Source organism: Streptomyces sp. NPDC002328, from assembly GCF_042890065.1.
Lineage (GTDB): Bacteria > Actinomycetota > Actinomycetes > Streptomycetales > Streptomycetaceae > Streptomyces.
In genome coordinates this window covers 662729-680673 of the sequence record NZ_JBIARQ010000001.1, presented here as the reverse complement: position 1 = coordinate 680673, position 17945 = coordinate 662729, and the positions used below count along the sequence as shown (strand labels likewise).

General features: G+C 73.1%; 18 protein-coding genes. 5 read left to right on the top strand and 13 right to left on the bottom strand.

The window, feature by feature from the left end; genetic code table 11:
* Positions 1 to 10 precede the first annotated feature (10 nt).
* Complete coding sequence (locus ACFYX4_RS03085; RefSeq protein ID WP_389324836.1) at positions 11 to 1165, bottom strand: serine hydrolase domain-containing protein; 1155 nt, start codon at positions 1163 to 1165, stop codon at positions 11 to 13.
* Between the two features lie 199 nt (positions 1166 to 1364).
* Here ACFYX4_RS03085 and ACFYX4_RS03080 point away from each other — a divergent pair, with 199 nt between their 5' ends.
* Positions 1365 to 2162: an EI24 domain-containing protein gene (locus ACFYX4_RS03080; protein ID WP_389324832.1), complete on the top strand. Its 798-nt coding sequence runs from the start codon at positions 1365 to 1367 to the stop codon at positions 2160 to 2162.
* A 25-nt stretch (positions 2163 to 2187) separates the two neighbouring features.
* Here the strand turns inward: ACFYX4_RS03080 and ACFYX4_RS03075 are convergent, their stop codons facing one another.
* From ACFYX4_RS03075 to ACFYX4_RS03065, 3 genes are all read right to left on the bottom strand, one after another.
* Positions 2188 to 3423 (bottom strand): pyroglutamyl peptidase, encoded by a 1236-nt coding sequence (locus ACFYX4_RS03075; protein ID WP_389326709.1) that lies wholly within the window; start codon positions 3421 to 3423, stop codon positions 2188 to 2190.
* 382 nt (positions 3424 to 3805) lie between these two features.
* Entirely contained in the window at positions 3806 to 4777 is a 972-nt protein-coding gene (locus ACFYX4_RS03070; RefSeq protein ID WP_389324829.1) for an aldose epimerase family protein, read from the bottom strand.
* Positions 4778 to 4792: 15 nt separating this feature from the next.
* Positions 4793 to 5692 (bottom strand): SGNH/GDSL hydrolase family protein, encoded by a 900-nt coding sequence (locus ACFYX4_RS03065; RefSeq protein WP_389324826.1) that lies wholly within the window; start codon positions 5690 to 5692, stop codon positions 4793 to 4795.
* 293 nt (positions 5693 to 5985) lie between these two features.
* Here ACFYX4_RS03065 and ACFYX4_RS03060 point away from each other — a divergent pair, with 293 nt between their 5' ends.
* The gene (locus ACFYX4_RS03060) at positions 5986 to 6480 is read left to right on the top strand and encodes a DUF3145 domain-containing protein (RefSeq protein ID WP_389324823.1); all 495 of its coding nucleotides are present in this window, start codon (positions 5986 to 5988) and stop codon (positions 6478 to 6480) included.
* Between the two features lie 86 nt (positions 6481 to 6566).
* On the opposite strand, the gene ACFYX4_RS03055 is transcribed toward ACFYX4_RS03060, so the two are convergent.
* The 5 genes from ACFYX4_RS03055 to ACFYX4_RS03035 form a co-directional block, all read right to left on the bottom strand.
* Positions 6567 to 7847 carry a beta-ketoacyl-[acyl-carrier-protein] synthase family protein gene (locus tag ACFYX4_RS03055; RefSeq protein ID WP_389324820.1) on the bottom strand — a complete coding sequence of 427 codons (1281 nt, stop codon included), beginning with the start codon at positions 7845 to 7847 and terminating at the stop codon, positions 6567 to 6569.
* Positions 7848 to 7933: 86 nt separating this feature from the next.
* Positions 7934 to 8182: an acyl carrier protein gene (locus tag ACFYX4_RS03050; RefSeq protein ID WP_029384719.1), complete on the bottom strand. Its 249-nt coding sequence runs from the start codon at positions 8180 to 8182 to the stop codon at positions 7934 to 7936.
* A gap of 102 nt (positions 8183 to 8284) precedes the next feature.
* Positions 8285 to 9286 (bottom strand): ketoacyl-ACP synthase III, encoded by a 1002-nt coding sequence (locus ACFYX4_RS03045; protein ID WP_389324817.1) that lies wholly within the window; start codon positions 9284 to 9286, stop codon positions 8285 to 8287.
* A 9-nt stretch (positions 9287 to 9295) separates the two neighbouring features.
* Positions 9296 to 10234 carry an ACP S-malonyltransferase gene (locus tag ACFYX4_RS03040; protein WP_389324814.1) on the bottom strand — a complete coding sequence of 313 codons (939 nt, stop codon included), beginning with the start codon at positions 10232 to 10234 and terminating at the stop codon, positions 9296 to 9298.
* Positions 10235 to 10323: 89 nt separating this feature from the next.
* Entirely contained in the window at positions 10324 to 11532 is a 1209-nt protein-coding gene (locus ACFYX4_RS03035; protein ID WP_389324811.1) for a PucR family transcriptional regulator, read from the bottom strand.
* Between the two features lie 83 nt (positions 11533 to 11615).
* On the opposite strand from ACFYX4_RS03035, the gene ACFYX4_RS03030 reads away from it, so the two are divergent.
* The gene (locus tag ACFYX4_RS03030; RefSeq protein WP_389326706.1) at positions 11616 to 12284 is read left to right on the top strand and encodes a pirin family protein; all 669 of its coding nucleotides are present in this window, start codon (positions 11616 to 11618) and stop codon (positions 12282 to 12284) included.
* Positions 12285 to 12290: 6 nt separating this feature from the next.
* Here ACFYX4_RS03030 and ACFYX4_RS03025 read toward each other — a convergent pair whose 3' ends face one another.
* Genes ACFYX4_RS03025 through ACFYX4_RS03015 form a run of 3 tightly spaced genes read right to left on the bottom strand, consistent with a single transcriptional unit; the run spans position 12291 to position 15428 of the window.
* Complete coding sequence (locus ACFYX4_RS03025; protein WP_389324807.1) at positions 12291 to 14033, bottom strand: serine/threonine-protein kinase; 1743 nt, start codon at positions 14031 to 14033, stop codon at positions 12291 to 12293.
* 60 nt (positions 14034 to 14093) lie between these two features.
* Positions 14094 to 14930, bottom strand: coding sequence for a serine hydrolase domain-containing protein (locus ACFYX4_RS03020; protein ID WP_389324804.1), 837 nt, complete (start codon positions 14928 to 14930; stop codon positions 14094 to 14096).
* An 18-nt stretch (positions 14931 to 14948) separates the two neighbouring features.
* Positions 14949 to 15428, bottom strand: a complete 480-nt coding sequence (locus ACFYX4_RS03015) for a GNAT family N-acetyltransferase (RefSeq protein WP_389324801.1) — start codon at positions 15426 to 15428, stop codon at positions 14949 to 14951.
* Between the two features lie 95 nt (positions 15429 to 15523).
* On the opposite strand from ACFYX4_RS03015, the gene ACFYX4_RS03010 reads away from it, so the two are divergent.
* Both ACFYX4_RS03010 and ACFYX4_RS03005 read left to right on the top strand, forming a co-directional pair.
* Positions 15524 to 15985, top strand: a complete 462-nt coding sequence (locus ACFYX4_RS03010; RefSeq protein ID WP_389324798.1) for a MerR family transcriptional regulator — start codon at positions 15524 to 15526, stop codon at positions 15983 to 15985.
* Positions 15982 to 16998, top strand: coding sequence for an aldo/keto reductase (locus tag ACFYX4_RS03005; protein ID WP_389324795.1), 1017 nt, complete (start codon positions 15982 to 15984; stop codon positions 16996 to 16998). Before ACFYX4_RS03010 ends, ACFYX4_RS03005 begins: the two co-directional genes overlap by 4 nt.
* A 30-nt stretch (positions 16999 to 17028) precedes the next feature.
* Here ACFYX4_RS03005 and ACFYX4_RS03000 read toward each other — a convergent pair whose 3' ends face one another.
* Positions 17029 to 17916: a DUF4429 domain-containing protein gene (locus ACFYX4_RS03000; protein WP_389324792.1), complete on the bottom strand. Its 888-nt coding sequence runs from the start codon at positions 17914 to 17916 to the stop codon at positions 17029 to 17031.
* Between the last annotated feature and the right edge of the window lie 29 nt (positions 17917 to 17945).

Sequence of the window (17945 nt, the reverse complement as noted above, 5' to 3'; positions counted from 1 at the left end):
AGTTCATCCCTCAGCCCAGCGCCAGCGCCGCCCGGTGCGCCGCCGCCACCAGCCGGGTGTTCTCCGGCGCCGCCCCGCCCGGGAAGGCGAACCGCCGCCGCGTGTACCCGTAGGCCAGCCCGCTGCGCGGGTCCGCGAACGCCTGGGAGCCGGCCGCGCCGCTGTGCCCGAACGCGCCCACGCCCAGGAACGGGTACCAGGTGTCCGCCGTCGCCTGGAAGCCCAGCCCGAACGACTTGTGCGCCCGCGACACCAGGTCGTACCCCGTCGAGTGGAACTGCGCGAACTCCGCCGCCGTGTCCTCCTTCAGCAGCGGCGCCTTCCCGTCGACCTCGCTGATCGCCGCCGCGTACATCCCCGCGAGCCCGCGCGCGGAGGCCACCCCGCCCACCGAGGCGGGGCCCTTGGCGCGGATCAGCGGATCGTTCGGCAGGAGTTCGAGGTCGGTCGGCTCGGCGGCGTGACGGTTGAAGGCGATGGCGGACAGCGAGTGCGGCCCGCCGGCCAGCCGGTCGAGGAGGGCCCGCTGCTCCGGCGTCGGCGCCATCGGCTGCGTGCTGCGGAACCGCGGCTCGTGCCGGGCCGGCAGCCCCAGGAAGAAGTCCAGCCCGTACGGCGCGCGCACCCGCTCCTCGTACACCTCCTGGAGGCTGCGGCCGGTCGCGCGGCGGACGACCTCGCCGACGAGCGCCCCGATGACCAGCCCGTGATAGCCGAAGGCGGTGCCCGGACGCCAGAACGGCCGCTGGTCGGCGAGACGTTCGGCGAGCTGCCGGTCGTCGGCCAGCTCCTGCGGCGAGAACCCGGTGTCCGTGCCGACCACCCCCGCCCGGTGGGCGAGCAGTTCGCGCAGCGTCAGCGCGCCCTTGCCCTCGCTCGCGAACTCCGGCCAGTAGTAGGTGACCTTGCGGTCCAGCTCCAGGGTGCCGTCCTGCACGAGGAGCGCGGCCACCAGGTGCGCCGCGCCCTTCGTGGACGAGAACACGCCGTAGAGGGAGTCCACGCCCGCGCCGTCCCCGGCCCACAGGTCGACGACCCGGCGGCCGTGCACGTACGCACACACCTGGCCCTCGTACCCGGGCCGCTCCTCCGCGACGAACGTGGCGAACTCCTCCCGTACCGCCTCGAAACCGTCCGCGACCGTGCCGTGGATCTCCTGCGTCATCCGTTCTCCTCAACCAGACCGCTGCTTGCGTGTGCCATCGTGATCAAAGCCTGCCCGACCTGGGGGTACTCGCGTGCTTCGTGGATCGGTACGGCGAGGTGTACCTGTTCGACTCAACTGCGTGACGAGGGGCTTGGTGTCACCGATACCTCGGATGGCCTACAGCGGGTGATGTGAGCACGACCGATAGAGTTCGGCCATGCGAGAACTCGGGGCCGGATTCAAGTACCTCATGGAGGGCCAGCGGTGGGTGGCCCGGCACGGCAAGCAGTACGGGTTCGGGCTGGTGCCGGGGCTGATCACGCTCGTCCTCTACCTGGGCGCGCTGGTGGCGCTCGCGGTGTGGGGCGACGACTTCACGGCGTGGGCCACACCGTTCGCCGACGACTGGTCGAGCCCCTGGCGGGGCCTGTTCCGCGGGTTCCTCACGGTCGTGCTGCTCGCCCTCGGCCTGCTCCTGTCCGTGCTGACCTTCACCGCGGTCACGCTGCTCATCGGGGAGCCCTTCTACGAGAGCCTCTCCGAGCGCGTCGACCGTGACGTCTCGCCCGACGGCACGGCCCCCGAGTCGGGCCTGCCGCTCTGGCGCGAGCTGTGGATCTCGGCCCGCGACAGCCTGCGCATCCTGGTGCGGGCGCTGCTGTGGGCGGTGCTGCTGTTCGCCCTCGGGTTCGTCCCGTTCCTCGGGCAGACGGTCGTCCCGGTGATCGGCTTCTTCGTCACCGGCTTCTTCCTCACCGAGCAGCTCACCGCCGTCGCCCTCCAGCGCAGGAACGTCGACCTGCGCGCCCGCCTCGCCCTGCTCCGCGCCCGCAAGCGCCTGGTCTGGGGCTTCGGCACACCGCTGGGCGTGGCCTTCATCGTGCCGTTCGTGGCGGTGTTCCTGATGCCGGGCGCGGTGGCGGGCGCGACCCTCATGGCGCGGGACCTGCTGGGCGAGGAGAGCGTGGGGGACGGCGAACGCGAGGAGACGGACGCGGCGTCACAGCCCCTGTGATCTGACCCGCCCGGTCACCGCCCGGTCACCGGGCGGCCCCGTCGAGCGCGGCCGTCACGATCGCCCGCACCTGCGCGACGATGTCCAGCCGGTTGCGCACGAACGTCGGATCGGTCACCGTGCCCGTCGCCGGGTCGGTGTTGCCGGCCCCGAACTGGAGCACGGGCGTGTGCACATGGCCGCCCGGCAGGGTGTCGCGCAGCCCGAGCCGGTCGCGCAGCAGGGTGGCCCGGTAGGCGATCTCGTTGGAGAGGTAGTTCCCGCCGCCCCCGGCCCGCGCGGCCGACCCCGGCGTGGGCCCGTCCGGCCGTACGACGGGCTCGCCGCCGCCGGCCGGGATCTCCGTCACGCCGGTGTTGTCGTAGACCGGGAAGGGCCCGGTGCCCGCCGCCACGATCCGCGCGTACGGCAGCGTCGTGGTCGTCCACTGCGGCTGGGAGGCCGGGTCGGCGACCGGGACCGTCTCGGTCCGGCTCACGTTCTCGTTGTCCGGGAAGCCGCCCCGCCAGGCCCCGTTGGTGCGCTCCACGTCGAACCGGCCCACACGGCCCTGGCTGACGGTCGCGAAGAGGTCCACGTGCCGCAGGTGCGGGCGCAGCGTGCGCTCCACGGCGCCGTCCGCGAAGTCCCGCCAGCGCACGGGGAAGACGGCCGTCTCCACCCGGGCCGGCCCGTCCGCCGTCTCGATCACCGTGCCGTCCAGCGCGAGCGCGCTCGCCCCGGAGGGGTTGGAGATCCGGATGTCACGGTCCAGGGTGAACGGGTCGAAGCCGGTGACCAGGACTCGTTTCAGACCCTTGCGGGCAGGGGGGTGGGCGATGTCGGCCTGGCCGCGCGAGGCGCGCTCCAACTCGGCCAGCAGAGCCGCCCGTCGCGTCTCGCTCAGCCCGAACCCGGGCTGCCAGGTGCGCAGTTCGCGCGTCAGACCCAGCCTGGCCCAGTACAGCGGCCGGTCGTCGTCCCGGCTCAGCTCGCCGCCCGCGGGGCCGCGCCCCTGCGCCCGGTCCACCGCCCGCCGCCACAGCGCCGAGCCCTCGCCCACGACGACCCGGCGGGCCTGCGCGTAGGAACGGGCGGACGCCAGCAGCCGCGCGAGCCGCGGGGCCGCCGTGTCGAACCCGGAGGCCGCGAGTATCTCCTGGGGGACGGCCCGGTCGAGCCGCTGCTCTTCGACGGTGGGTGCGAGTGCGGGCGCTGGCGCGGCGTCGGCTGCGGTCGCGGCGGCCGGGACCGGGGCCGCGAGACAGGCCGCCAGGGCCATGCCGAGGACGCCGGCGCGCAGGCGCGGGACGCGAAATCGCGGGGGACGCGGGGGAGTCGAGTGCACGGGGGCGTGGTCCTTCCGTCGCTGTGGGGCGCGTGGCGCGGGACGGCGGCAGTATCGCGTGACGGGTGTGGTCCACGCCATGGGGCAGGGGAGCGCCGCGGGGCCCGGCGGCTCTTTGTGAAGGGTTCGTACGAAATCCAGGTGGGTAGGTCGATCCTGGATCGCGGGATCACGGCGACGGCTAACGTCTGAACCGGGACTCCTCGCCCCGAGAACAGCCCCGGTCCGGGACCTGACCCCTGGACCGGGGCTTGCGGCGTTCCGGAAGACCCCGCGCGCCCTGAGACCCCGCGCCCCGAGATCCCCCCGCACGCGGCTACCGCGCCGAGAACCCGTACACCGTCTCCGACCGGTACACCCCGCCCGGCCGCAGCACCGTGCTCGGGAAGTCCGGGCGGTTGGGGGAGTCCGGGAAGTGCTGGGTCTCCAGCGCGATGCCCTCGCCGGGCGCGAACGGCTCGCCCAGATGATCCGCGGTGTACACCTGGATCCCCGGCTCGGTCGTCGCCACCGTCAGCACCCGCCCGGACGCCGGGTCGTGCAGCTCGGCCGCCTCCACCGGAGTGTCCGTGACGCCCTTGTCGAGCACGAAGTTGTGGTCGTAGCCGTCGCCCGTCTTGCGGGTCGTGCGGAAGTCGAAGCGGGTGCCCGCCACCTCCGCCGGACCGCCGTCCGGGATCAGGTCCGCGTCCACCGGCGTGTAGCGGGAGGCGGCCAGCCGCAGTTCGTGCCCGCCCGCGTTCCCGGAGCCGGCCAGGTTGAAGTAGCTGTGGTTGGTCAGGTTCACCACCGTCGGCGCGTCCGTGATCGCCTCGTACGCGATCCGCAGCGCGCCCGACGCGTCGAGCGTGTACGTCGCCGAGATCTCCAGCCGCCCCGGGAAGCCCTCCTCGCCGGACGGGCTGACCCGGCTCAGCCGCACCCCGTGCTCGACCGGCTCCGCCTCCCACACCCGCTTGTCGAAGCCCTGCTCGCCGCCGTGCAGCGAGTTCGGCGCGTTGTTCGGCGCGAGGGCGTACGTCCGCCCGTCGAGCGGGAAGCGGGCGTGTGCGATCCGGTTGGCGTAGCGGCCGACCAGCGCGCCCAGATAGGGCTCCGGATGCGCGAGGTACCCGTCCAGACCGGCGAACCCCAGCACCACGTCCGCCGTCCGCCCCTCCCGGTCCGGGACCTCCGCCGACTGCACGATCCCGCCGTACGACAGGACCCGTACCCGCACGCCCGCCCGCTCCAGGGTCCAGCGATGCACCGGGGTGCCGTCGGAAAGTGTTCCGAAGTGTTCGCTCATGGGCGAGACCCTAAGTCACGCCGTCACGCCGGTGACCTTCCGGTAGGCGATCTCGGCGAGCCGTGCCTGTCCGTTCTTGCTCGGATGGAACCAGTCCCAGGGACTCAACTGATCGGTGTCGAACCGGTACTGATACACCGCCCCGCCGTCGAAGCGGCAGCGCAGGTCCTTCGCGCAGACCTCCTTCAACACCGTGTTGTAGTCCTCCACCCGCTTCTGCACCGTGTCCCGCCGCAGCGTCGCCGCCGCGTCCAGCGCGTCCGCGTCGCCCAGCATCGACGGACAGATCCCCAGCTTCCACACCTGCTTGCCCAGCGCGCTGGTCCGCCCCTGCGACCACAGCCGCTTCAGGTTCGGCACGCTCGCCACGTACACCTGCGTCCTCGGCGCCGCCCGGCGCAGCGTCCGCATCGACTCCTCGAACGCCGTGCGGAAGTCGGCCACCGGAGTCATCGCGGCGGCCGTCGCCCGGCAGGCGTCGTTCGCCCCCACCATCACCGTCACCAGCTGCGGCTTGTCGGCCGCCGCCAGCGCCATCTGCGCGGGCAGGTCCGCCATCCGGGCCCCCGTCACCGCGTGGTTCCAGCTGTGCGTCGCCGCCTTCGCCGCGCCCAGCAGCCGCACGGCCAGACTGTTCACCTCCGCGCTGCCGCCGGTCGCCCACGACACCTCCGGGCAGTCCGACAGGATCGCGCAGGCGTCGAAACCCCGCGTGATCGAGTCGCCCACCGCGGCGATCGAGGCCGGGCTGCGGTCCCACACGAAGGACGGCGACGGCGACGGCTTCGGCTTGCGTTCCCGCGCGCCCGGGGAATCGGGGCCGCCCCCGCCCAGGGCGTCACAGCCCGCCAGGCCCACCACGGCCGCCGTCGTGACCGCGAGCGCCGCCCGCGCGCGCCGGTTTCGCTTCCGCATCCCCTGGTGATCCCCTCGTTCCTCGCACCGCTCGTGGTGCCGCTCCTGGTGCCGCTCGTGCGAACAGTCCCTCCCCCATGACAACGCGCGGGAGTTCCCGACTCCGACAAGAAGCAACTGATCGAACCCGCACAGGCGTCCTGCCGGGTGAATGGCGCACGTTTCGCGGCACCGGGACCGACGGTACGTCACACTCCTTGCGCCGCCGCACGGTAGCCTCGCCATCAACGCGGCTGCCCGCCAGCGCAGCCATGCCGGCCTGCAAGACTGTCCCGCTCTGCCCGGAGGTCCCGGTGACGACACGTGGAGTTCTGTACGTGCACTCCGCGCCGCGCGCGATGTGCCCGCACGTCGAGTGGGCCGTCGCCGGGGTGCTCGGCACGCGCGTCAACCTCGACTGGATCCGGCAGCCCGCCGCGCCCGGCACCTGGCGCTCGGAGTTCTCCTGGCAGGGCCAGGCCGGCACCGCCTCCAAACTGGCCTCCGCCCTGCGCGGCTGGCATCTGCTGCGCTTCGAGGTCACCGCCGAGCCCTGCGCCGGCGCCGAGGGCGAGCGCTACAGCTGCACCCCCGACCTGGGCATCTTCCACGCCGTCACCGGCATCCACGGCGACATCCTCATCCCGGAGGACCGGCTGCGCGCGGCCCTGCTGCGCAGCCAGCGCGAGGAGACCGACCTGGAGGCCGAACTCTCCAAGCTCCTCGGCAAGCCGTGGGACGACGAACTGGAGCCGTTCAGATACGCCGGCGAGGGAGCCCCGGTCCGCTGGCTGCACCAGGTGGTGTGAGTTCACGTTCGGCACGTCGAAGGGCCCCCACCGGCGGTGGGGGCCCTTCGCTCACCTCGGGCACGTCAGGTGCGCACCGGCGTGTCTCAGACCGTGCGGAACGCCAGCACCACGTTGTGCCCGCCGAACCCGAACGAGTCGTTGAGGGCCGCGATGCGCCCCTCGACGGGCAGCTTGCGGGCCTCGCCGCGCACGACGTCCGCGTTCGCCTCGGCCTCGGGGTCGAGGTTCTCGACGTTGATGGTCGGCGGAGCCACCCGGTGGTACAGCGCCAGGACCGTCGCCACCGACTCCACGCCGCCCGCGCCGCCCAGCAGATGACCGGTCATCGACTTGGTCGCCGACACGGCCATGTGGTCGGCGTCGTCGCCGAAGACCTTGCGCAGCGCCTTCAGCTCCGCGATGTCACCGGCCGGGGTCGACGTGGCGTGCGCGTTGACGTGCACGATCTCCGCCGGGTCCAGGTCGGTGCGCTCCAGCAGGTTCTGGAGGGCGTGCGAGATGCCCCGCCCCTCCGGCTCCGGCTGCACGATGTCGTGGCTGTCGGCGGAGATGCCCTGCCCGACGGCCTCGGCGTACACACGGGCGCCGCGCGCGGCGGCGTGCTCGGCCGACTCCAGGACGATCACACCGGCGCCCTCGCCCATGACGAAGCCGTCGCGGGCCACGTCGTAGGGACGCGAGGCGCCCTGCGGGTCGTCGTTGTTCTTGGACATCGCCATCATGTTGCCGAACGCGGCGATGGGCAGCGGGTGGATCGCCGCCTCCGTGCCGCCCGCGACGACGATGTCGGCGCGGCCGGTGCGGATCATCTCGATGGCGTAGCCGATGGCCTCGGCGCCCGACGCGCAGGCGGAGACCGGGGTGTGCACGCCGGCGCGAGCGCCCACGAGCAGACCCACGTTGGCCGACGGGCTGTTCGGCATCAGCATGGGCACGGTGTGCGGAGAGACCCGGCGCACGCCCTTGTCCCTCAGCACGTCGTACTGGTCCAGCAGGGTCGTCACACCGCCGATGCCGGAGGCGATGACCGCGCCCAGCCGGTCGGGGTCGACGGTGGCCCCGTCACCGGGCTCGCCGGCCTTGGCCGCGAAACCGGCGTCCTTCCACGCCTCCTGAGCCGCGATCAGCGCGAACTGCGCCGAGCGGTCCAGCTTGCGGGCCTGCGGCCGCGGGATGACCTCGGTGGGCTCCACGGCGACCGGGGCCGCGATACGGACGGCCTGGTCGGCCGCCCACTCCTGCTCCAGGGGCTTGACGCCGGACTTGCCGGCGATCAGACCCTCCCAGGTAGAGGCTGCGTCGCCACCCAGCGGTGTGGTTGCGCCGATACCGGTGACGACCACGGTGCGATTGGTCGGGCTCACGGATTCCTTCTCCAACGTTTGCGAGGATTCAGCGGCGCCACCGCCGGGTGGCGGGGCGGGCCGGAGCGTCCGGCCCAAGCAGTGGCTCAGGCCTGGTGCTTGAGGATGTACTCGGTCGCGTCGCCGACGGTCTTGAGGTTCTTGACGTCCTCGTCCGGGATCTTGACGTCGAAGCGCTCTTCGGCGGCGACGACGACCTCGACCATGGACAGGGAGTCGACGTCCAGGTCGTCGGTGAAGGACTTGTCCAGCTGGACGTCCTCAACCGGGATCCCGGCGATCTCGTTCACGATCTCCGCGAGACCGGCGACGATCTCTTCCTGAGTGGCGGCCATGTCGGCGCTCCTTCGTTGGTGTTCTTCAGGGTGTGTCGCCCGCCGCGGCAGCGGCAGGTGGTGCGTTTCCCGCACCGGATCGCATGATCCGGCACGGAGTGCCTAGGGGAGGGTAACGACCGTGGCGGCGTAGACGAGACCCGCCCCGAATCCGATGACGAGCGCGGTGTCCCCGCTCTTCGCCTCGCCGGTCGCCAGGAGCCGCTCCATCGCGAGCGGGATCGAGGCGGCCGAGGTGTTGCCGGTGGTGCGCACGTCACGGGCGACCATGACGGACTCCGGCAGCTTGAGGGTCTTCACCATCGAGTCGATGATCCGCTCGTTCGCCTGGTGCGGGATGAAGACGTCCAGTTCGTCGGAGCCGATCCCGGCCGCTTCCAGCGCCTGCTGGGCGACCTTGGCCATCTCGAAGACGGCCCAGCGGAACACCGCCTGGCCCTCCTGCGTGATGGCCGGGAACTTCGCGACCTCGCCGGTGCGGTAGTCCGTCCACGGCACGGTCTGCTTGATGGTCTCCGACTTGTCGCCCTCGGAGCCCCAGACCGTCGGGCCGATCGCCGGCTCCTGCGAGGGGCCGACCACGACCGCGCCCGCGCCGTCGCCGAACAGGAAGGCGGTGGCCCGGTCCTCCAGGTCGGTCAGGTCGGACAGCCGCTCCACGCCGATGACGAGGACGTACTCCGCGGAGCCCTCGACGACCATGCCCTTGGCGAGGGTCAGGCCGTAGCCGAAGCCCGCGCAGCCCGCCGAGATGTCGAACGCGGCGGCCTTGGCGGTGCCCAGCTTGTCGGCGATCTCGGTGGCGACGGCCGGGGTCTGCTTGAAGTGCGAGACGGTCGAGACGACCACGGCGCCGACCTGCTCGGCGGTGATCCCCGCGTCGGCGATCGCCTTGCCGGCGGCCTCCACCGACATGGCGGCGACGGTCTCCTCGTCGTTCGCCCAGTGCCGGGTCTCGATGCCGGAGCGCGAGCGGATCCACTCGTCGGAGGAGTCGATCGTCTCCAGGATCACCTCGTTGGGCACCACACGGACGGGCCGGTAGCCGCCCACGCCGAGGATGCGCGCGTACGGGGCGCCCTTGCTGGGCTTGATCTTCGCCATCAGGGCTCCTTATGCGCCGGCCGCGTCGGCGGCGGGCGTCACGGTCTCGGAGATGAGCGCGCGGGCCGCGTCGAGGTCGTCCGGGCTCTTCAGCGCCAGCGTCCGCACGCCGGGCAGGGCGCGCTTGGCGAGGCCGACCAGGGTGCCGCCGGGGGACACCTCGACGATCGCGGTGACGCCGAGGGCCTTGAAGGTCTCCATGCACAGGTCCCAGCGGACCGGGTTGGCGACCTGGCCCACGAGCCGGTCGAGGATCTCCGCGCCGGTCGCCACGGACTGCCCGTCCCTGTTGGAGACGTAGGCGACCGTCGGGTCGGCGGGCGTGACCTCCTTGGCGGCGGTCGCGAGCGTCTCGACCGCGGGAGCCATGTGGTGTGTGTGGAAGGCGCCGGCGACCTTCAGCGCGACGACCTTGCGGACGCCCTCGGGCTTGTCCTCGTTCAGCGCGGCGAGCTGCTCCAGCGTGCCCGCGGCGACGATCTGCCCGGCGCCGTTGATGTTCGCCGGGGTCAGGCCCAGCTTCTCCAGATGCGCGACGGAGACCTCCGGGTCGCCGCCGAGCAGCGCCGACATCCCGGTCTCGGTGATCGCGGCGGCCTCGGCCATCGCCAGCCCGCGCTTGCGTACGAGGGTCAGCGCGGCGGTGTCGTCGAGCACGCCGGCGAAGGCGGCGGCGGTGAACTCGCCGACGCTGTGGCCCGCGACGGCGCCCGGGGTGACGGCACCCAGTGCCGTGGCGGACAGGATCCCGGCAGCGACCAGCAGCGGCTGCGCCACCGCGGTGTCGCGGATGGCGTCGGCGTCGGCCTGCGTGCCGTAGTGGGCGAGGTCCAGTCCGATGGCGTCGGACCACGCGGCGACGCGGGCGGCGGCGCCGGGCAGTTCGAGCCAGGGGGTCAGGAAGCCGGGCGTCTGGGCGCCCTGGCCGGGAGCGACGAGTACGAGCACTCTCACACTCTCTCTTGGAGGCGGCCACGGCCGCCCGTGGGGACAAGGACGAAGAACGGCAGGGGGTTTTGTGGGCCCCCGACAAAAGCCTAGGTCTGGGGATCTCCATCGACCAGACGCCCCAGGATCAGTGCGATGCGCAAGGTGAACGCAGAGCGTACATCCGAGGGCGACCAGCCGGTGACGTCAGTCACACGTCGAAGCCGGTAGCGCACGGTGTTGGGATGGACGAACAGCATCCGGGCCGCGCCCTCCAGACTGGACGCCTGTTCGAGGTAGACGGAGAGCGTCTCCAGCAGCGCCGAGCCCGCCTCCTCCAGTGGTCTGTAGATCTCCTCCACCAACTGCTCACGTGCGCCGGGGTCGCCCGCTATCGCCCGCTCCGGAAGCAGATCGTCCGCCAGCACCGGCCTCGGGGCGTCCTGCCAGGCGGAGCACGCCTTCAGCCCCGCCGCGGCGGCCTGCGCGGACCGGGTCGCGGCCAGCAGGTCCGGCACCACCGGCCCCGCCACCACCGGGCCCGCCGCGTACGGGCCGATCAGCGACTTGGCCACCGCGAGCGGGTTGTCGCTGCCGCCCGCGATCACGACGAGCCGCGAGCCGAGCACCCCGGTGAGCACCTGGAGCTTGGCGTGCCGGGCGGCGCGCCGGATCGCCTCGACGGTCAGCTCGGAGTCCCCGTCCGGGGCGGTCCCCAGCACGACGCACACATGCTCGGGCGCGTTCCAGCCCAGCGCGGCGGCCCGGCTGACGGCCCCCTCGTCGGCCTCCCCGCTGAGCACGGCGTTGACGACGAGCGACTCCAGCCGCGCGTCCCAGGCACCGCGTGCCTCGGCGGCCTGCGCGTACACCTGGGCGGTGGCGAAGGCGATCTCACGGGCGTACACGAGGAGCGCCTCGCGCAGCACGTTCTCGTCGCCGGGCGCGGCGACCTCGTCGATCGCGGACTCCATGACCTCGATGGTGGTGCGCACCATCTCCACGGTCTGGCGGAGCGTGATCGCGCGGGTCAGCTCGCGCGGCGCCGTCCCGAACACGTCCGTGGAGATCGCCTGCGGGGCGTCCGGGTGCCGGAACCACTCCGTGAAGGCGGCGATGCCCGCCTGGGCGACGAGCCCGATCCAGGAACGGTTCTCCGGGGGCATCGCCCGGTACCACGACAGGGTCTCGTCCATCCGCGCGATCGCCTGCGCGGCGAGACTGCCGGAGGACTTCTCCAGCCGCTTCAGGGTCGCGGAGTGGGGGTGCGCTGCCGCACGGCGGTGGCTGGCTTCGGGTTCGGGGTGGGGTTCGGGCACGGGGACAAGACTGCCTTATCGGGACGGGGGGCCGTGCCGGTGGGGGGCCGGGGGCGGTCCCGCCCGATAGCGTGGGCCCCGTGATGGACGTACGGCGCGCCGACGGGCGCTACCCCGGCGGGGACGCCGCGGCCGGGATCGCCACCCGGCACGCCTTCTCCTTCGGGGCGCACTACGACCCGGACAACCTCCGCTTCGGCGCGCTGATCGCCTGCAACGAGGAGCGGCTCGAACCCGGCGCCGGGTTCGACGAGCATCCCCACAGCCACACGGAGATCGTGACCTGGGTGGTCGAGGGGGAGCTGACCCACCGTGACTCCGAGGGCCACGAGACGCTCGTGCGGCCCGGGGACGTGCAGCGGCTCAGCTCGGCGGGCGGGGTCCGGCACGTCGAGCGCAACGACGCCGGCGTCCCCCTGACCTTCGTGCAGATGTGGCTGGCCCCGCTGGAGCCCGGCGGCGACCCCGCCTACGAGATCGTCCGCGGCATCGCCGACTCCACCCCGTACGCCGTCCCGGAGGCCGGCGCGATGCTGCACGTACGGCGGCTGGCTCCCGGGGAGCGCACGGCGGCGCCGGACGCGGCCTACGTGTACGTGCACGTCGTACGCGGCGAAGTGAGCCTGAACGGTGAGCTGTTGGGGCCGGGGGACGCGGCCCGCGTCACGGACGCGAAGGACCTGGAAGCGGTCGGTGTGACACCGGCCGAGCTGCTGGTCTGGGAGATGGCGCGGTGGGAGCCGGCGCGGTGAGCGGACTCACCCCTCGGCGTCGGACTCCTCCGCGTCGAGCCACAGGGTGAGGTCCACCGCGACGTAGTCGCTCGGGTCGCCTTCGGGAGCGCCGCCCCGGAACGTCACCAGGGCGATATGGCCCGAGCCGGTGTGCACGCAGAGCTGGGTGCCCTTCGAGAGCTGCGACAGCGAGACGCCCTCGGCGTACCGGGTCTCCGCACGGCACGTCTTCAGCGAGCCCTGCTGGGCGTTGTTCAGCAGGACGATCTTCTTGCCGCCGCTGCGCAGCTCGTCGTCGGAGTAGTACAGGTCGCTGCCGGAGAGCGGGGCGTCGCCGCTGCGCGGCTTGGGAGGGGAGTCCGCGAACTGCACGTAGTAGCCGTCGGGGATGTTGATGCCCTTGTGGGTCACCGGCCTCGGGTCGGGCAGGGGCCTGCTGCTCCCCGTGTCGGCGGAGTCGCTCCTGCCGGAGTCCCCGCTCGTCGAGGAGGTGTCCGCCGTGTCCCCCAGGTCCATGAGGGCCGACGCGCAGCTCCCGAGCCAGAACAGGCCCATCACCACGCCGGCCGTGACCGCGATCCACTTCCCGGCCCTGTTCTTCGGCGGGAGCGGGAGCGGATGCGGCTGCCGGGCGTACGGCGGCGGGGCCATGGCCGGAGGGCCGTACGACAGGGGGTGCGGCTGCGGGTGCGGGGCGGGCCCGAAGCCCGCGGGGCCCGGCCCGTGCGGCGGGGTCGCCGGGCCGACGGGGGCGATGGGGGTGATGGGGGCGGGTGGGCCGGGCGGTGTCGGCGCCGGCGCGGGCTGTGCGACCCGGACCGTGGGCGTCGGGGCGGCCGCCGTCGGGGCCGCCGCCAGCGCCGTCGACGCGGACACCCGCTGGGTGATCTGCTCGGCTATCGCCTCGGGCAGCCAGGCCCCGGACTGGCGCAGCGGCGCGGGGGACGCCTCCTGGCACAGGGCGACGATCTCGGCGGGGGAGGGGCGGTCCTCCGGGTCCTTGGCCAGGCAGCGGGCGATGAACCCGAGCTCCTCGGGCAGCCCGGCGAGGTCGGGCTCCCCGTGGACGATCCGGTACAGCACCGCGTGCGAGGGCCCGTCCCCGTACGCGCCCGTGCCGCGCGCCGCGAACACCGCGACCTGGCCCAGCGCGAACACGTCCGACGCGGGCGTGACCGGCTTCCCGGCGGCCTGCTCGGGCGACATGAAGGCCGGCGTGCCGAGGGAGACGCCGGTGCCGGTGAGGGCGGTCGCGTCGGCGGCGCGGGCGATACCGAAGTCGATGACGCGGGGGCCGTCGGCGGCGAGCAGCACGTTGGACGGCTTCAGGTCGCGGTGCACGACGCCCGCCCGGTGGATGACCGAGAGCGCCTCGGCCATCCCCGCGAGCAGCCGCAGCACCGACGCCGCCGGCAGCGGCCCGTGCTCGGAGACCGCCGAGGCCAGCGAGGGGCCGGCCACGAAGGCGACGGCCAGCCACGGCTGCGCGCCCTCGGTGTCGTAGTCGATGACCGGCGCGGTGTGCAGGCCCTGCACCCGCTGGGCGGCCTTGACCTCCTGCTGGAACCGGCGGCGGAACTCGGGGTCCTCGCTCAGCTCCGGCCGGATGGTCTTGAGGGCGATCGGATGGCCGCCGGGCGTGTACGACAGGTACACCGTGCCCATCCCGCCGGAACCGAGCCGTGCCACGAGCCGGTATCCCGCCACCGAGTCCGGGTCGCCGCTCGCCAACGGGCGGAACTGGCCGCCCGGTTGTGCCCCTGCCATTGCTCTCCCCCGAGATCCGCGCATGTGGGTTCCGTGCAGAGGGAGGTTAACCGAGACGGGTCAGCGGGCCGCGCCCGAGCCCCTGATCTCCGTCAGCACCGCGTCCGTGAATCCCGGCCACACCTCGACCGCCCACGGTCCGAAGGCGCGGTCGGTCAGCGCCACGGCAGCCGCCCCCGCGTCCGGGTCGATCCACAGGAACGTGCCCGACTGCCCGAAGTGGCCGAAGGTGCGCGGCGAGGACGAAGAGCCCGTCCAGTGCGGCGACTTGGAGTCCCGGATCTCGAAGCCCAGCCCCCAGTCGTTGGGGTTCTGGTGCCCGTACCCCGGCAGGACGCCCTTGGTCCCCGGGTACTGCACGCTCATCGCCGCCGACACCGTGCGCGGATCCAGCAGCCGCGGGGCCTGCACCTCCGCGGCGAACCGCAGTAGGTCCTCCACCGTCGACACCCCGTCCTTCGCCGGGGAGCCCTCCAGCGAGGTGGACGTCATCCCCAGCGGCTCCAGCACCGCCTGCCGCAGATACTCCGGGAACGGGATGTCCGTCGCCTTGGCGATGTGGTCACCGAGCTGCTCGAAGCCGGCGTTGGAGTACAGCCGCCGCTCCCCGGGGGCGGCCGTCGCCCGGTGCTCGTCGAAGGCGAGCCCCGAGGTGTGCGCGAGCAGATGCCGGACCGTCGCCCCCCGCGGACCGGCCGGCTCGTCCAGCTCCACCGCCCCCTCCTCGTACGCGACCAGCACGGCGTACGCGGCGAGCGGCTTGGTGACCGAGGCCAGCGGGAAACGCCGCCCGGCCGGGCCGTGCGTCCCCAGGACGGTCCCGTCGGCCCGCACGACTCCCGCCGCGGCGGAGGGAACCGGCCAGTTCTCGATCAACGCGAGGCTCTTCAGCGACATGCGGTGAGCCTATGCGGCTCAAAGGAGCAGTTCCATCAAGGGGTCGGGCTTGGGCCTGAAGCCCAGTGAGGCGTACAGGGGCTCGGCCTCGGCGGACGCCGTGAGGTGGACCTGCCGCACACCCCGCTCGCGGAACCACTCCAGCAGCGCGTCCATGCACGCGCGCGCGTGGCCCCGGCGCCGGGCGTCCGGGTCCGTCGCCACGCTGAAGACGAACCCGACGGTCCCGAGCGGGTTGCCGGCCCGTCCGATCCGGTACTCGACCGTCCCGACCGCCAGCGCGGCCAGCGTCCCCGGCCGCTCCGGGCGGTCCACGACGAACGCGCCGAAGTCGCCGTCCGGCTCGGCCAGCCGCCGCCGCAGGCCGGGCAGCGACTCGGCGTGCCAGTCGGCGGACCCGGGGGAGGGGGCGGGGGCCGCCAGGGAGTCGATCATCACCTGACGCAGCCTCAACACCTCGGCGGCGTCCGCGGGCAGGGCACGGCGTACGGGACTCATGCCCCGCAGGCTAATGAGCCGGATCAAGCCGCGTCTCCCCGTTTCTTACCGTTTCCGCTTGCTTGGAGCGCACTCCAAGGTCATAGCGTGGGGCCATGACGGTGTTGCAGACCACGCCCGTGACCACCGAGCGAACCCAGAGTCCCGCAGACGTCTGCTCAGGACCGCCTCGGCGCCATCCGCGCCCGGACGGGCAGGACCGCTACACGATCAGCGAGGTGGTCGCCTTCACCGGCCTGACCGCGCACACCCTGCGCTGGTACGAGCGGATCGGGCTGATGGCCCACGTCGACCGCTCGCACACCGGCCAGCGCCGCTACAGCAACCGCGATCTGGACTGGCTCGACCTCGTCGGCAAGCTGCGGCTGACCGGCATGCCGGTCGCCGACATGGTGCGGTACGCCGAGCTGGTGCGCGAGGGCGAGAGCACGTACGAGCAGCGGCGCGAACTGCTGGAGGAGACCAGACACGACGTCCAGGCCAGGATCGCCGAACTCAACGACACGCTCGCCGTGCTCGACCGCAAGATCACCTTCTACTCCCGGGGAACCCGATGAACGACAGCACCCTTGCTACGACGCGCCTCGGCGACGGCGGCCCCGAGGTCGGCGTCCAGGGCCTCGGCTGCATGGGCATGAGCTTCGGCTACGGCCCCTCCGACGCGCACGAGTCCCGGGCCACCCTGGAACGCGCGCTCGAACTCGGCGTCACCCTCTACGACACGGCGGACGCGTACGGCGCCGGCGAGAACGAGCGCTTCCTCGCGCCGTTCCTCAAGGCGCACCGCGACGAGGTGGTCATCGCCACCAAGTTCGCCCTGTCCGTCCCGCCGGACGACCCCACCCGGCGCGTCATCCGCAACGACCGCCCGTATCTGCGCCAGGCCGTCGAGGGCAGCCTGAAGCGGCTGGACGTCGACGTCATCGACCTCTACTACCTGCACCGGCGCGACCCGGACGTGCCGATCGAGGACACCGTCGGGGCCATGGCCGAACTGGTGCGCGAGGGCAAGGTGAGGCGGCTGGGCCTGAGCGAGGTCACCGCCGGGGAGCTGCGCACGGCCCAGGCGGTGCATCCCATCGCCGCCGTGCAGTCGGAGTGGTCGCTGTTCAGCCGCGACATAGAGGCCCACGTCGTCCCGGCCGCCCGTGAGCTGGGCGTCGCCCTCGTGCCGTACTCCCCGCTGGGCCGGGGCTTCCTCACCGGTTCCTTCGTCGACGCCGACCAGGACCTCACCCCCGGCGACTTCCGCCGCCAGCAGCCCCGTTTCACCGGCGGGAACGCGCGGGCGAACGCGGCCCTGCTGGAGCCGCTCCGGGCGGTGGCGAAGGCCCACGGCGCGACCCCGGCCCAGATCGCCCTGGCCTGGGTCCAGCGGCAGGCCGTCGTTCACGGACTGCCGGTGGTCCCGATCCCGGGCACCCGCAAGCCGGGCCGGGTCGAGGAGAACGCGCGGGCGGTGGGCATCAAGCTGTCGGCGGAGGAACTGGCGACGCTCGACGAGATCGCCGCCCAGGTGGCGGGCGACCGCTACGCGGACATGACGTTCACCTCCGCCGGACGCGAGTGAACCCGCGCCGGGACGCGGGGCGCGCGCCCGTCAGAGCTCGGACAGCAGCTCGGCCTTCTTCGCGGAGAACTCCTCGTCGGTGACCAGCCCGGCCCGGTGCAGCTCCCCGAGATGCCGGATCCGTTCGGCCACGTCCGCGGGGGCCCGGCGCGGCGCGGCCACCGCGGGGACCGCCGCCGGGACCGCCGTCGCGGCCCCGCGCGAGCGGACCGCCGCGAGCACCGCCGCCGCCAGCGGCAGGGACTCGTGCACTGCCCCGTAGCCCAGCCCGAACACCACGGCCCCGGGGTCCTGGTCCGCCCGCGCCGGCGCGGGCGGACCGTTCCCGGCTTCGGCCGCGCCGCGGCGCAGCCGCAGATAGCCCTCCAGGACCTCGGGCGACCGCCACTCCACGCCGCTCAGCTCGGACACCGGGAAGCTCTGGTCGCCCGCCTTCCACTTCGCCGACGACGCGCCCGTCCAGAACCACCGGAACCGCACGGTCCGCCCGTCGAAGGACGCCTTCGCGTCGTAGGCCTTGAACGACAGCGGGGCCTCGGGGGCCGCCACCAGGAACCGCTGGGCCGGTCCGGACTCCGTCAGCCGTGCCCGCAGCTCGTCGGCGTAGTACTCGGCGAGGGCGTCCCGCTCCGCCGACAGCACCAACCGGTACGGGTCGCACGCCTCCTTCAGCTGTCCCGCCGCCGCCTCGATCAGCGGATCGGCCCCGGCGCGCGGCTCGATCCGCAGCACCACGGTCCCGCGCCGGCCCGGCTCCAGCGACACGCCCTCGATCGCCGCCAGCGGGATCCGGCGCTCACCGAGCGCCGACAGCAGCTTGGGAGTGCGGATCCCCCGTTCGTAGCGGATGAGGACGGAGTCGGACTCGAACTCCCAGGCGGCATGAAATCCGGCCAGTACGTCACCCATGCGGCTCATCGTATGCGGCACTCGCTTCTCCGTCCCCT